The organism is Serratia sp. CY27727 (genome assembly GCF_052169275.1).
Classification (GTDB): domain Bacteria; phylum Pseudomonadota; class Gammaproteobacteria; order Enterobacterales; family Enterobacteriaceae; genus Serratia; species Serratia sarumanii.
In genome coordinates, this window is record NZ_JBJNLB010000022.1 from 1 (window position 1) to 15,281 (window position 15,281).

The following is a 15,281-nucleotide window of genomic DNA, read 5'->3' on the forward strand; positions in this document are numbered from 1 at the left end:
CCCGGCAGATTCATTCCCGGGCGGGCGCCCTGCGCCCCCCCCGCCTGGCCGACATTTTTGGCGTTGAACCAACCGCCGCTGAACGGCCGCGGTTCGGCGGCCTGCACACTTGCCGACAGTAGCATCAGGCCGATGGCATAAGCGAGGGGCTGTAACGGAAATGTACCGCTATTAAGCGAAGAACGGCGGTGACGGGCCGCCGATTGGGCTACGTTATTTTGCTGTTGCGCGGCATTGCTAAGCGACATGTTCACAGTTCCTTTCAGGTTCACAGGCTGAACAGCGCACCGACAGGCTTATGAGCTGTCGACAATCGCTGCGGCTTACTCCTGAATGACTGTGGATCATGACAATGACCGAACTGATGTCATAAAAACTTCATCATATTTCCACCGTTCAACCCGCCGTATCGAAACAGTCAACGGCGCAGACGCTGCCTAACTCAACACCACGATCCCTCCCGGCAAAGCGGTCACTTTTGCACCATAGGCATCGTGAATCAGCGCCGCGACGCTCTCCAACTGATCCAACCGGAAGCGCGCCTGCACCAATCGCCGCCCCAACTGGCTATTCAAAAGAATGATCTTGCCCGGCCGGTAGCGGTTGATTTCATCGATCACCTGAGACAACGGTTGGCGATTGAAAATCAACTGCTGTTGTCGCCAGGCGGTAACCTGTTCCAGATTGGCTCGCACCACCTCGCCGACGCCGGAAGCGTTGTAACTCAACTGTTGACCAGCGCGCAACTGGCGATGCACCGACTGACAAATCACGGCAACTTCGCCCTCAAGGCAAGTCACGTTGACCTGCCTTTCCACATTGCGTACGTTGAAATTTGCCGCTCCAGCGCGCACTTCACCATTTTCCGCATACACCACCCACCGGGGGAGATTCATCGCTCGCGTCAAAATTTGTGCTTCCCCCGCCAGCAGCGCCATGCCGGCTTTCCGTCGGTCGATACGCGTGAGCGTGTTCATTTCCACCGTGACGTTGCCCGCCAGCACAATGTTCTTCTGCTCGCCGAGCGACGTCTGGTAGTCGCTTGCCAACCCCGACAATGAGGACCAGCCCACTTGGGGATTAAGCAACAGCTCCGGCTTCAGCCACAGCATGCCGACAGAGGCGGCGGCGGCGCCCAAAAACGCTCTTCGCCCCCACTTCGGCGCGCATGCCGATGCCTGCCGCTCGTGCGCGCAAGACGGAGCCGCACTCATGGCAGGTTCCAGATTTCGCCACAGGCGCCTGGCCTCATCGAACGCGGCATGATGCTGCGGGCTTTGCTGACACCATTGCCGAAAAGCATCCGCATCTTCGGTCGTCACTCGCCCGGAGGTCAGGCGAATCAGCCAGTTAGTGGCCTCTCGCGTCAGACGGATTTTCGCGCGCCATGCAAAATAACTCATGACTTAACACTTCTCCTCGCTGCCCGCTGTGGGCGTTTCAGGATATCAAGGACGTCATCCTATGCTCATCGCCCTTGGGTATATATTACTTAGACGATTTTCCCGCCCCGGGACCGAATCGCTGAATGACGTTTCGCTGCATACTTTTAGCGCAAAAATTCAACGCCGCCCGCAATTCTTTCTCCACCATGCGCGTAGATATATGGAAACGCTGGGCAATTTCGCGGTGTGCGATCCCTTCCAGACGCGAAGCCACCAATATCTGATGTTGCCGCCACGGCAGCTGATGCAGAATGCGTTGCAGTTCATGTATCTCATTTCTGGCATTGACAATCCGTACCGGGTCTTGCGTCTCGTCCTCCAACTGTAACAGCGCATCGATTTCGTCTACCTGCAGCAAACGGGGACCGCTGTTCTGCCGATCATAGGCGACGTTCAACGCCGTGCGATACAGATAAGCCTGGGGATTCTGTATCTGCTGTTCCTCATCACGCTGTTCGATGCGCAGCCAGGTTTCATGCAATACGTCATTCGCCAGATCCTCAGAACCCAGACGATATTTAAGCCGTTTACGCAATGCATCATAATAAGTAAGGAAATGTCGGCGCATTATTATATTCCCCCAGTCAATGCCGTGATGCTGGCTGCATTCGACACGTCATTGAGGCTCCTTCCCCAGGTAAGATCAAAATAGTCAGCGGCTGCGGCAAACGGACATTCGGTTCCGTCGCAAGCCGCAGCTCTCTTATTTGTTTCTGAATCGCGTCATCTCGCAGCGATGAGCCTGTTGAACCAAGAAGTCTAAGTCTCTCTACCGTGCCATTCTTGGTTAGCCACAGCTGGATTACCGCACGGTAATCACCCGGACGGGTGTGCGGCGTTTGACACAGCGCCCGTTGCAGCGCCTGCTGCAAAGCGGCGCCGAAGCGATGTCCCCCCAACCCCGGCGTGGATACGTCACCCGCGGGCTTGCGCGCAACCTCAGCGCTTTTCGCCATCAGCGTGAAGGCATTAGCGCCCGTATAACGCGCGGTCAATCCGCTGCCGTGCAGCAGATAGGTCAACGCCAAGTAGGGATCGAGATAACCTTTGACCGGCGAAGATCGCCGGCCGGCCGCCATGCCGCTATCCACCAACACCGCAAAACCCGACGCTTCGCCATAACGCGCCAACGCCTGCACCAGCGGCAACGATGGAATATTGAAGTTCACCGGGCGAATGTCTTTCGACGGTTCCCCCGCAATGCCGAGGAGCGGCACGACGACAAGCAGAAAAATAAACCACCAATATCCGACCGACGACGGAAGCGTAATTTTTCTCACGTAAGATCCAGTGCACATGCAACGAAGAAAACAACAGTGCAACAAAATGACACATTCAGTAACCTAGCCGTAATTTATGACCGTTTTATTATTATTTCCCGGCAAGATTGCTCCCATTCGTCGATTGGGATAGAAATGAACTCATTGGTTCCGCTCTTCGGCGGCGCTCAACGTGAAGGAAGGGCAAAGATGAAGAAACGCGCAAATACGCGGTGGCGCAGCATCGTACTACCGACTTTATTGTTCTCAATCCCACTCCCGGCCCTGACAGCCGAACCGCAACCACCGCTTCACGCCGCTTCTTGCATAGAGGCTGAGGTCAATGGTTATCGGGCATTGCCTTATGATTGCTATCAGCAATTGATGTCTCCTCGCACTCAGAAAAAAGTGACGAAAAACGCTGGATCGAAATTCGACGCCGATATCAGTAAACGCCAGCCCAATCAGATCGGTCTTTACAGTCAATCGGCGTTCAAAAATCGTATGGGCAACCATTTTGGCAAATCGGCACAGCCCCAGCGCCCGGAAAAATAATACGTTAATGAACCCGCCCTCCTTGGCGGACGATTGTGCAAAGACACTGCACGCCTTATTGCGATAATAGGCTATTGCGTTCCCGCTCACTCAATTGCGCCAACTCGTCGGCCGTCAACTTCCCGGCGCCAACCACCTGAACCGCACCCGCCGGATCATATCCCTGGTGGGTCAAGGGAGTGCCGTTGCCTCCCGCCTCCAGACGTTCATCGCCGTAGCCGAGGATCTCCACGCTGATCGTCGAAGGCTGATTGCGCTTCGCCTGGCGCGATACCTGCTCCGCTGCCTGCACCGCGCTGCCCGCCGCCTGGCTGGCCGAGGTCAGCGCCCCGACGTTCACCGCCGCCGTCATAGGGATACCACTGCTCTGGCCCTGGGTCTGGATGTTCGCCGCGTTGACCACCTGCAGCGCCGCCACGTTGACGTTGCCGGAGACCCGGATGCCCGCCTCGCCGGCATCGATGGTGCCGAGCGGGGCGATCAGGTCGATGTCGCCCGGCGCCACTTCGGGAATCGGGTTGAGGGTGGCGATACCGGCGCCGGTGCTGGGCACCTGCGGCGACAGGCTGACGTTGCCCCAGGCGTCGTAGATGCGCCGCGGCGGGGTGTAGACCACGGTGGTCTGGGAACCGCGACCGGCGTTGATGTCGCCTTCCGCCGACCAGGCCAGAATGCCGCCGCCGAAAGTGGTCATGATGCGGCTCTGGCCGAGCAGGATGCTGTCCCGCGAGTAGGCCTGGATATCACCCTGGCCCTGGGTGACGATGCCTGCGGTGGACGGCGGCGCCTCACCTTCGATACCGAATACCTGCTGCCCACCCGGGGTGAGCAACTGGATGTCGCCACCGAAGTTGGTGTGCACGCCGGCACCGCCGTACATGACGATATCGCCTTCGTAGCTGATCGGATTGCCCGCCGGATCGCGCTCGGGGAACAGCGCGGCGATCGCGTTGCGCCCGCGCAGGTAGCTGCCCTGGCGCACTCCGCCGACCTCGTTGTACTCGCGGCCGCCGGCCTTGAGCTCGGCGAAGTACACCTCGCGGGCGAAGATCCGCTGCTGCTCCGCCGAGAGGCCGGCGAGGAACTCCCGCGCCTGCTGGGCGTCGCCGCTGAAGCCATAGCGCCCGCTCAACCATTCGATCAATTCGTTTTCGTAGGTCCGTACCACCTTGCCGGGCTGTTCCGCCAAGGGCGTTCCTGCCTGCGCCAGGTTGGCCGGATCCAGGTAGCGCTCGAGGAAGCCGGAGTAGTCCGCCTGGCTGGCGCCCGCCTGCAGGACGATGCTGGCGCCGGAGCGCGTGTCGCCCGCGGCGACCGCCCCCAGGCTGGTGACCGCCACCTCGTCGTTCATCAGCAGGTTGCGTCCGACGCTGATCTCCAGGCTGCCCGGTCCCGCGACGTTGAAGTTGCCGTAGAGGATGTCGCGCCCCGCCTGCACCAGCGACACGTCGGTAGCCGAGGTATTGACGAACAGATTGCCGCTGCTGGCGTAGTTCCCCATGTTGTCGCTCGCGGTCCGCTCGGAGCCCAACCCGGTGCCGCTGCTGACGATGTCACGGCCGGCGATCATGCGCACCGCACCATGCCCCTCGTAACGCAACTGGCCGAAACGCACATCGCTGGTCTCGGTGTAGCGCAGCAGCCGGCCACTGTCGACACCGACCAGATCGCCCGCAAGGGCGTAGAAGCGCGACGGTTCCAACGCCGCCCCCCATTCGCCGGAGACACTGTTGGCGCCGAAGGCGAACAACGGGAAGCGCTCCCTGTTGGCGCGGCTGCCGTCGCTGGACAGGTTGTCGCCCTGCCGCGTGAACCCGGTATAACCCTGGTAGCTTGGATTCAGCGGCGTGGCCAGGCTGCCGGCGCTGGCGCCGGAACGGCTGATGCTGTAGCCGCCGGCGTAGATGGAGTCGCCGGCCAGCAGGTCGAGACGACCCTGGCTCGACGGCGCCAGGATTAGCGCGGTCCTGTCGCTGCGAGCGTTTTCGCGGAGTGTCGCGTTGCCATAATAGAGGCTGCCGGTCAGCGCCACGGCCGACAGCTTCGCCGGATAGACCAGCGCGGAATCGGTGTCCTGTTCCGGCCTGAATAGGGAAACCGGGGTCAGGTTGCCTCCCGCCGATGTCAGGTCGATCGCCGTGCGTTCGGTCCACAACGAGAAACCGCTCAGGCCGTAACCCTCGACACCGCTGGCGCTGGTATAGGGGGTGCCGTTCATCAACGGCGTCCTCCCAGGATCGACCACCCCTTGCAGCACCAGGTCACCCAGGCTGTTCAGGCTGAAGGTGGCGTCGCCCAGCACCAGCGTCGGCCCGCCGTTGGCCAGGCCGAGGGTCGAGACGAAAGGATCGTAGGCGCGCCGTTCGCCCGGAACCTGACCGCTATCCTGACGACCATAGATCAGATCGATACCGCCCAGGCTCGTCGCCCGGACCTGGGCATTGCCGCGCAGGTTGACCATCGCGCCGTACAGCGAACTGTTCTGAACGAAGGGCGTCAACGGATTGAGCGCGCCGCCGATACGTACGTCCATATCGCCGCCGCCGCTCAGGGTTAATTGGCCATCGGCGCCTACCTGACCGCTGCCGCCCACCGCCAGCACCAGCCCCTGGCTGCGCTGCGACGTTTCCAGCGGAACGCTGGACGTGCGCGCCTCGATGACGCCCGCATCGCCCGCGACCTTCAGGCTCAGATCGCCACCGCCCAGGGTGCCGATGCCGGTGAAGCCCACCTGCTGCGTGACGGCATCCTTTTCAGTGCCGCCCGGCTGGCGCGCATAGGTACCGAAATTGATCCACCAGGCGGTAGCATCGTTAGCCGTACCGGCGGTCGAACCGCTGCCCTGGCGCCAGAGCCAGTTGCCGACGGCCGCCGAGTCGTAGCCAGAGTTGGGTACGGCGCCGGACAACCGGCCCAGCACATCGCCGCGCAGATCGCCGCCGACCGCCAGCGTCAGGTTGCCGCCCTGGGTCGGATACCAGGCGCTGTAGAGGCTCTGTTCGCCGCCGTCCACCCACTGCTCGTAGCCGCCCAGCGCCGGATCGCTCAGAACGCTGCCGCCATCCCTGGCGCGCGGCAGGTTGTAGCTGGAATCGACCGCGCTCGCGGTACCGGCGGTGTAGACTCCGAACGGCGAATCCATACGCAAGTTGCCGGCGGCGAACAGGTCGAGATCGCCGGTGCCGGTGCGCAGCACGCTGAAGCGCGAAGCGTGTGGCCCTACCTCCAGAGCATAATCCTCGCTAGCGGCAGCACACCATGTGGGGTTTTCATCGCACATCGTTGGCCAACCCAGACTTTCGAGATCGACTGGCGCTCCGGGATAGACGCTGGTGTCTCCAGGGGAAGCCCAACCAGCCACCCCTTCTTCAGTCCAAGTGAAGCCGCTGGGCTTTGCGGCACACCATGTGGGGTTTTCATCGCACATCGTTGGCCAACCCAGACTTTCGAGATCGACTGGCGCTCCGGGATAGACGCTGGTGTCTCCAGGGGAAGCCCAACCATCCACCCCTTCCTGGGTCCACACCAGCCCACCACCCGCCGCCGGTATGCGCCGCATGCCGTAGTGCGTATCGGCGAGGCGCATCTGCCCGCTGGAACGCGGATCGGTCAGCCGCGGATCGGCCGCCTGCAGGTCGGCGCCAGCCACCAGGCGCACGCTCCAGGACTGCGAACCGGCCGCCAGCATCGGCGCGATGGCCCAGTTGCGCGACACCGCACCGGCCGGGCGTACGTCCACCGACGCGGCACCATCGGGCAGGCGGATATCGCTGCCGGCCGGCAGGAAGGCCCCGGCGCGCAAGGCCAGCCCACCGGCCAGGCGCACGCCGTCGACTTCGCCGTCGACTTCGCCGTTGGCCAGCGTGGCGCGGCCGGGCAGCGGCACGCCGCCCGGCCAGGTCATCCCCGTCACGGGCGTCGCCAGCGGCAGACGGCTGCCGGCGCCGAGGCGGGTGCCGGCGGGCAGATCCAGAGCCTCGCCGAGCAGGCTGCCAGCCGGCCGGAGCAGGTTGCCGGCGGCATCCAGCAACGCCCCCTCGAGCACCGTCCCCACCGGCAGTTGCAGCGGCTGGCTGAGCACCGCCTCGACCGGCAGCCGGGTACCGGCGGCCAGGGTCAGGGCCTTGATCGGCAGTTCGAAGTTGAGCGTCTTGCCGGCCGGGAAGAAGCTGTCGTCGTCCAGCCGCACGCCAGCCGTCGGCACCACCCGATCGCCGCCCAGGTGATCCTGGCCGGCTAGCAGCAACCAGCCCTGATCGTCGTCGGTTTCCGGCGGCGGGGCGAAACCGTCGGTGACGCTGCCGTAGATGTTCAGGTCGCCGCCGGCGCGGATCGCCAGCGAACCGGCCTCGCCGGAGCCGTATACCGAGGTTTTCGCCGTCCGCGGGTTGAGGCTGGCATAGCGATAGCCCGACAGATCCAGGTCGCCCTGCACCACCAGATCGCCATCGGCCGTGGCGCTGACGATCTCCAGCCCGGGGCGCAGGTGGAAAGCTTCCGCGTAGGCGGCATTGTTCAAACCGGCCAGCTTGCCGTCGAGCAGGGCGCTATTGGCCAACGCCGCCTGCATGAACAGTTCGCTCTGCTGGTGCTTGCCATCCAGGTAGGCCTGGGTGATCTCCTGGTACGGCCGGCCGTTGCTCGCCGGCAGCGCGGCGACCGGCGCGTCGTCGTAGCGCTGCACGGCGCTGAGGGTGATGGCGCGGGCACCGAGGATCTGCAACGGCGCCCCGGCGTCGATGGCGATATCGCCCGCCGTCGCCCCGCCCAGACGCGGCGCGTACAGGTCGAGGGTGCCGCGGGCGACGCCGTCGTTCTGCCCGGGCGCGCTTCCCACTGCCGCCTCGGTGCCGTGGCGCAGGTCGATACGGGCGCCGGCGCCGAGGCTGAGCAGCCCGTCTCCGGCGTTCAGTTCGATCAGCGCACGGTTCGGCGAATCGATGATCTTGCCGTAGCTGTCCACCCGCAGCCGCCGCCCATGGGCATCGAGCAGCGCCTCGCCACCGATGCTCAGGCCCTGCTTGGCGGCCAGGCGGATGCTGCCGACCTGCTCGCCGCTGGCGTCGAGCACGCCGTTCACGCTCAGATGGCCGCCATCCAGCGACACCTCGATCGTCGAGGCCCTGACGTCGTTGCCGATGTTCAGGTCGCCCTGCTTGATCTGGAAACTGCGCGCACCGAACACCTGGCCGGCATTCAGGCGCTGGTTGAGAGCAGCGAACCGGCTGTCCGGCGTACCGTCCTCGCCCAGCCGCTGGGCACGGATCTCGACGCTGCCCGCGGCGTACGGCACCAGGGTGCCGCCAGCGTCGTATTCGCCGCTGCTCGCCGCCAGTATCTGCCCTTGCAGGTCGACCACGCCGGCCGCGCTGTCCAGCGCCACCGCCGTCAGGCTACCGGCCTGGTTGTTGCTCGCCGACAGGTCGATGCGCGAAGCGCCGGCCTGGCGGATGTTGCCGCCGTGGCTCAGCAGGTTGACTTCGCCACCCCAGCTGTAGCGGGTCACGTCGTCGAAACGCAGCGCGCGCCCGGCCAGGTCGAGCTGGGCGCCGGCGCCCAGTTCCAGGTCCTCCTGCGCGGTCAGGCTCAACTTACCGCTGGGCAGGCCGACGCGGGTGTCCAGCAGCAGGCTGGCGCCCTCCAGGGCCAGTTCGGCGCCCAGTGCACCATTGGCCAGTTCGACCGGGGTGGATGCCGCGCCGCCGCCCCCCGCGCTGACCCGCAACGCACCGCCCGCCAGCAGGCTGTTGCGCGAGCCGGCCTCGCCGGTGAGCAAGGGTGTGATCAGGTTGAGATCGCCGCCGCTGTATGCGTAGCCGCTACCAGCCCGATACTCGCCCTGGCTCTGATAGACCGCGAGGCTACCCTTGTGGTTGGCGGTGATCCGCTCGCTGGCCGCCAGGTTGACCGTGGCGAAGCCCAGCGCCAGGCGCTGGTAACTGTCGATGGCGCTGGGCTGGCTGAAGGGACCGTAGCCGAACTCCAGGCGTTCGCTGCGGATGTCCAGCGTGCCCTGGCCACTGCCGGCGCCGCCGGCGATGACCCCGGCAGCCGGCGTCTGCGCGCCGTTCCAGATCAGGTTGGAGGTGCGGATCGAGGCGACGCTGTCGCTGTCGCCGTAGCCATAGATCGCCGGGGTGCCCAGCACCAGGCGCGACAAGCGGGAACGACCGCTGCTCGGATCGTAGGAATCGAGGCTGACGTCGCCGTAGAAGTTGAACGCGTCGCGGGCGTTCAGCACCAGCGTCTCCAGGGGCGGCGCGCCCTCCGACGCATCACCCTGCAGCAGGCGGTCGAGCACTTGCTGGTCGAGCGCCAACCCGGTCGGCAGCACACCGCGCTCGGCCAGTTCGGCCAGCAGCGCCTGCTCGCCGACATTGAAACCGCCCGCCGCCAGGGTCAGGTTGCGGGTGCCGTAACGCACGCTGCCGTCGAGCTCGAAGCGCTTGTCGGTGGCCGCGACCAGACTGCCCTCGGAATACAGCCGGGTTTCGCCGGCCACACCATCGGCAGCGGGAACGCCGAGCAGGATGTCGCCGGGACCACTGTCCGGCGTTCCGGCTTCCGGCGGCAAGACGTTCAGCACGCCGTTCGACAGGGCGAGCATGGAACGCCCTCCCGGCGCATACAGGAAGCCATCCCGTGCATCGTAGGCCGCAGCTCCCCGCCCCAGGGTGACGATGGCGGCGCCTTGCTCGAGGCTGATCGCCTCTCCCGGCCTTCTCGCCAGAAGGAACACCTCGGGTGCGGCCAGTTCGGCGCCATTGCGCAGGACGATGCTTTGCGCGCCATCGGTGATGTCGAAGGTGACGTAATTACCGCCTTGCCCGTAGAGTACCGCTGGCGTTGAGCCGATCACCATGCGCGCCGCACCGAAGGCGTTGAGATCGTCGGCCCGCAGCGTCACGCCCTGGAACCCCTCGCTGGCCTGCGCGCCGGCGCCGACGATCTCGATCCGCTGGTCGTTGCCCAATACTACCAGGCTACCGCCATAGCCGCCGCTGGCGGCCTGGAACAGCCCGGTGCCGTCGAACGCCAGCGCATCGGCACCGCCACCGGCGAGCAGGTCAAGGCGCAGGCTGCGCGCATCCACCGGCAGCATCGGCCGCGGGATGCCACGGCGGGCGGCATCGGCCATGGCGAAGTCGCTGTAACTCGTTTCGTTGTACTGCGAATGGCGCCGCAGCACATCCGCCGGGGTCAGCAGCACCTGGCGGAACAGTTCGTCGCGCACCCCGGTGCCGGCGAGGGACAACTGCCCGGCCAGCGACCAGGAGCCGCTGCGCATGAGCTGGGTGGGCGCTGCCCGTCCCAGCCCGGCCTGGCCGTTGAGTTCGACCCGGTACGCGCCGGGCAGCAGGGCGTAGGTCGACGGCAACAGGGTGTAGGTTCCCGCCGACAGGCCGGGCACGCCGCTGCCGATGCTGATCTGCTGGCCGACCAGCGGGTCGACGGCGCCGCCTTCGGCGGCCACCGGCGCGATGCGCTGAACGCCGGGCACGATGGCGTAGATCGGATTGTCGGCCAGTCCCGGCAGGTCGAAGCGGCCCTCCTCGTCGAAACGCACCAGCGGGTTGTAGCGCGCATCGGTGGAGCCGCCGCGGCCGGAGACGAAACCGGCGCCGAGCAGTTCGCCGCCGCCGGAAAGATCCAGCGTCGCTCCGGACGCCACCCGCACGGAGCGGCCACCCAGGTCGACCCCGGTATCCATTATCCCCCTATCGTTGAAGCTACCGCCGACGCCGGTCAGGGAGATTTCCTCCCCGGCATAGCGCCAGACCTGGCCGTCTACCGTGCCGCCGTAGGGCAAGGTCAGGCCGGCGCCGCTGACCGAGGTCAGGCTGCCGGGCAACAGCTCGACCCTGTCGGCGTTCTGGCCGATTTCCAGATAGCCCAACGGAGCGCGCACGACGCCGCCCTGAATGACGCTCGCCGCCCCCAGCGTCAAGCGACCGAAGACCGCCAGGGGCTGCTCTGGCGTCGTCGCGTCGCTGCGCTCGATACGCAGGCTGCGCGCCGGGTCGAACGCCGCAGCGGCGCCATCGGCCTGGTAGCCATAGCCGGCGAGAATCCGCGCGCGCGCGCCGGTGCTCGGATAGAGCTGCGCCGTGCGGATGAGCAGATCGCCGCCGCTGAGCACCTGGGTGTTAATGTTACTGACAGGCGTCGCGTTCCCCGCCAGCAAACGCATGTCGCCCGTGCTGGACAGCTCGACCCGGTCGAAGCCACGCCGGTCAATCGTCTGCGTCCCGCCACTGGCGTCGCGGAAACTGCCACGCGAGCCGAAGACCATGCTGTCGCGAATATCCAGCACCTGCGCGCTGGCTTCGAAGAGTGCCTCGCTGGGCTGCCTGGAAACCTCGAACAGGCCGGTCGACAGCGGCCGGGTTTCGTTGTTTTCCGTAATTCCGTCGTTGACGAACGCTCCCGCCAACAGCAGGGACGGTGCCGACAACCTGACCCGGCTATCGCCGGCGGCACCTTCGCCAAGCCCCAATGCCCCGCTGTAGAGGCGCAAACGTTGCGCCTGGGACAGCTCCAGATCGCCAGCGAAACTCAGCAGGCCGTCGCTGAACAGGGTCAGGTCACCGAACCCGCCATCCTGTACCTGGCTCGCCGCCAGGCGGCCATGGCCATAGGCATAGTCTCTCCCTTCCCCGGCGGCTTCGCGCTGCTGGCCGACGATCAGCTCGCGCTGGCGCAATACCTGGTCGGTCGCCAGACTGGTCAGGTAGTTCGGCGTGGCCAGCGCCAGCGTCAGGCTGCCGGCGGCGGCACCTTCCCCGCCGGCGAAGGCGCGCAGGTCACCATCCAGGTACAAGCCGTTGGCCGACGCCAGGGAGATACTGCCGCCGGCGCTGCTGACCCGGGTCTGGCCGACTCCAGGCACGTCCAGAAGCGCCTGGGTGCCGGAGGCATCCAGCAGGCTTCCCGGGCGCAGGTCGATGAACAGTTCGGCGGCATCGGCCTTGCCGCTGGCATGGTCAACTGTGCCGCCGATGACGATGCTGCCACCATCGGCCACCTGGCCGTAGCGCCGCCCCTGGAAGTCCAGCGCGGTCGCGGCGCGTGCGGCGACATCGAGAACACCCTGCTCGCCAACGCGGATGGCGCGCTGGTGGCCGACGCTCTCGACCTGGTCGCGCACCGGATCGGGCAACGCCACGCTGCCCAATTCGATCGAGCCGCCCCAGGCGTTCAGGCGACCATCGACGTTCAACTGGCCGACGCTGCGCAGTTCGATGCGCTGGCCGGGATCAACCTCCAGCAGACTGCCACGACCTATGTTGAGGACGCTATCGGCCACCTGCCCGGCACCGCTCTGGCGGCTGCCGGCCTGCAAGAACAGGCTGGCGCCGGGGCGCTGCCGCAGTTCGCCGTCGACCGGCAGCTCCTCGTACAGCGGCGTCAGCCAGGGCTCCAGCGCGAGCAGCGGGTCGGCGCCGCTGGCGGCGGCGTCGCGGAAACGGTACAGCGGACGCTGCACCTTCACCTGTGCGCCTTCCGCCACTTCCAGTCCCTGCTCGCCGATCACCTGGTAACTGGCGAAGCCCTTGTCGAAGAACCCGGCGGCCAGCGCCAGGGTGCCGTCCTGCGCCGCCGCACCGATACTCACCCGCAGCGCCTGGACGCTCAGGGTGCCGGCGCCGGCGACGCCATGGCCTGCCAGTTCACCGCCCAGTTGCAGGCGGCCGTCGCCTGCCGCCGAGCCGGTGTTGGCCGACAGCGTCAGGTCGCCGCCTTTGCCGCCCACCTGTTTGCCATCGGCGAGCAGCGCGGCTCCGGACGACACGTCGATCCGGCTGCCATCGCCCAGCGATAGGTCGCCGCTGCTTCGCAGGGAAATCCGCCCGCCGTCGAGATAAGCTTGGTCGGCATCCACGCCGCCCTGCACCAGATTGCTCCAGAGACCGCGCGCATCCAGCGTCACGCCATCGCCCAGGGTCAGGGCGGCACGTTGGCCGGCAGCGGGGGTGAGATAGGTATCGAACCGCTCGCCACGGGTCACCTCTACCTGCTCCAGCACGTTGCCCAGGCGCAGGCTGCCGGCGCGTGCCGTGAGGTCGGCATTCACCTCGACCTCGGGCGCGTACAGGACAATCTCGCCGCCATCGCCGACCTGCAGGGCGTTGTCCACCGAGATCCGCTCTTGGGCGGCCACGCGCAGCGCCCCCAACTCGAAACCCGACAGCCGTTCGCTGTCGAGCTGGAGGACACCCCGCTGTTCGTCGGCCAGCGCGGTATCCAGATCCAGGTTCACCGCCAGCGGCTCGCCGCCATCGGCCAAGCGCACCTGCTGCAGGGTCGGCGCAAGGTTGTACAGCACGTTGCCGCTGGCACTTTCGTAGCGCGGGGTATAGCTGCCCACGATCAGCTCGGCGCCGCGCGCCACTGCGTTCTGCGCCTGCTGGTAGCCATCCGCGCCCGGCTGCGGCGCACGCACCTGGCGCTCGCCCTGGAATACCTTGCCGAGCAGGTCGCCCTCGAGCACCGCCGAAGCGGTGCCGACCACCAGGCGACCAGCATCGCGGCCGACCATGTAGCCGCTCTCGTAACGGCTCTGCGGGGCGATCAGCGGATTGTAGAAATAGCGCGTCTGCCCCCAGCGCGGGCTGCTGTCCTCGAAGCCGCGGTAGATGCCCTCGTAGAGCAGGTCGCCGGGGGCGCGGGAGATTTCGTAGAGACGTCCGTCGCTGCCCTTGAGCCAGGTCTGCCGGATCAGGCCGCCCTGCACATCGAGGGTCCCGCCGGAGAGGTTGACCGTCGAGCCGGGCTGGCTCACAAGTTCGCCGCCGGTGAAAGTCAGGGTGCCGCCCTGGGCCATCCACTCGCCGGCCGAATGGTTGCGCGTGCCAAGGTAGCCACCCAGTTCCAGCAGGCCGCCGGCGGTATACCAGCGATCGGTGGCGTAGCCGTTGGTGCCGGCCGGAACCAGGACCAGTTCGCGGGCATCGACCCAGACATCATTGCTGGCCAGTCCGCCGCCGTCGCGGTTGACCGGCGCGTCGCGCTGCTCGTTGCCCTGGACATTGATCTGGATGTTGTTGCTTTCCATCGCCACCTTCACCCCGACGGCACCGGCGACGTCCACCTGCGCGCCGTCACGCAGCAGGCTCCGGCCCGCCGCACTGACCACCACCTGGCCGCCGCTGGCCAGGGTCAGCGAGCCGCCCTGGAAATCCACGCTACCGCCGCTGACGATCTCGACCCGCGACTGCTCGCTGCGATCGGCGACCCGGCTGAGGTTGTCGAAACGACCGACCACGTTGTTGGTCGGCGTGGTGCCATCCAGCGCCTGCTGGGCGGCGTCGCGCTGGCTGTCGAGGGCGCCGGCGCCGCTGGCGTCGACCAGCACCGCGGTGGTGCTGCCCTCGCCCAGGACCACGCTGCCCCTGGCGTCGCTGGCCGAGTTGAGCAGGTGGATGGTGCCGCGCACGTCGGTTGAGCTACTGGACAGGGCGACGCCCTCCTGGCGGACCTGGCGCCCGGTCAGGGTGATGTCGCCGGTGGCGGCCTGGATCAGACCCTGGTTGACCACCCGGCCGGCGGCGCTGTCAGCGGCCAGGGAGGTGGCCACTTCATTGCCGCGGGTGGTGGAGCGCAGGTTGCCATCGGTGCCGACGCCACGGCGAATGTAGAAGCTGTCGCCCGCCGCCAGGGTGGTCTGGCCCTTGGGCGTGACGATCTGCCCGGCGTTCTCCACCTCGCTGCCGAGCAGCAACACGTAGCCGCCCGCCGCGGTGGAGCTGGCCGGATTGGCGGTCTGCAGCAAGGCGCCCTGCTCCACCCGTACCGCGCCGGCGGCGTCGGTGAAGCTCGGCTGGCTGCCGTTGGCGTCGAAATACAGGCCGCGTTCGCGGAACTGGCTGTCGCTGATGCTGGCGGCGGCGGCCACCAGGTTACGCACGTTGACCTGACTGCTGCCGCTGAACACCACACCGTTGCGGTTGACCACCATCACCGTGCCGTCGGCCTTGATCTGGCCCTGGATCTGGCTCGGCCGGGCGCTCGGATCGTTGAC

6 protein-coding genes are annotated in these 15,281 nt (G+C 66.3%); 1 reads left to right on the top strand and 5 read right to left on the bottom strand.

Annotation, left to right across the window (positions count from 1 at the left end):
- The 4 genes from ACJ8HB_RS24815 to ACJ8HB_RS24830 all read right to left on the bottom strand — a co-directional run.
- A partial coding sequence (locus tag ACJ8HB_RS24815) for a hypothetical protein (protein WP_442520206.1) occupies positions 1-248 on the bottom strand: 248 nt, incomplete at its 3' end.
- Positions 249-437: 189 nt separating this feature from the next.
- Positions 438-1,403, bottom strand: a complete 966-nt coding sequence (locus tag ACJ8HB_RS24820; protein ID WP_047567721.1) for a FecR family protein — start codon at positions 1,401-1,403, stop codon at positions 438-440.
- 85 nt (positions 1,404-1,488) lie between these two features.
- A complete protein-coding gene (locus ACJ8HB_RS24825) occupies positions 1,489-2,013 on the bottom strand; it encodes an RNA polymerase sigma factor (RefSeq protein WP_047571635.1) in 525 nt (174 codons plus the stop codon).
- 16 nt (positions 2,014-2,029) lie between these two features.
- Positions 2,030-2,725: a TonB C-terminal domain-containing protein gene (locus tag ACJ8HB_RS24830; protein ID WP_052133439.1), complete on the bottom strand. Its 696-nt coding sequence runs from the start codon at positions 2,723-2,725 to the stop codon at positions 2,030-2,032.
- Between the two features lie 36 nt (positions 2,726-2,761).
- Between ACJ8HB_RS24830 and ACJ8HB_RS24835 the strand changes: the two genes are divergently transcribed.
- Positions 2,762-3,259 (top strand): hypothetical protein, encoded by a 498-nt coding sequence (locus tag ACJ8HB_RS24835; RefSeq protein ID WP_141240941.1) that lies wholly within the window; start codon positions 2,762-2,764, stop codon positions 3,257-3,259.
- 55 nt (positions 3,260-3,314) lie between these two features.
- On the opposite strand, the gene ACJ8HB_RS24840 is transcribed toward ACJ8HB_RS24835, so the two are convergent.
- Positions 3,315-15,281: filamentous haemagglutinin family protein (locus ACJ8HB_RS24840; protein ID WP_442520207.1), on the bottom strand; the 11,967-nt coding region annotated here is incomplete at its 5' end.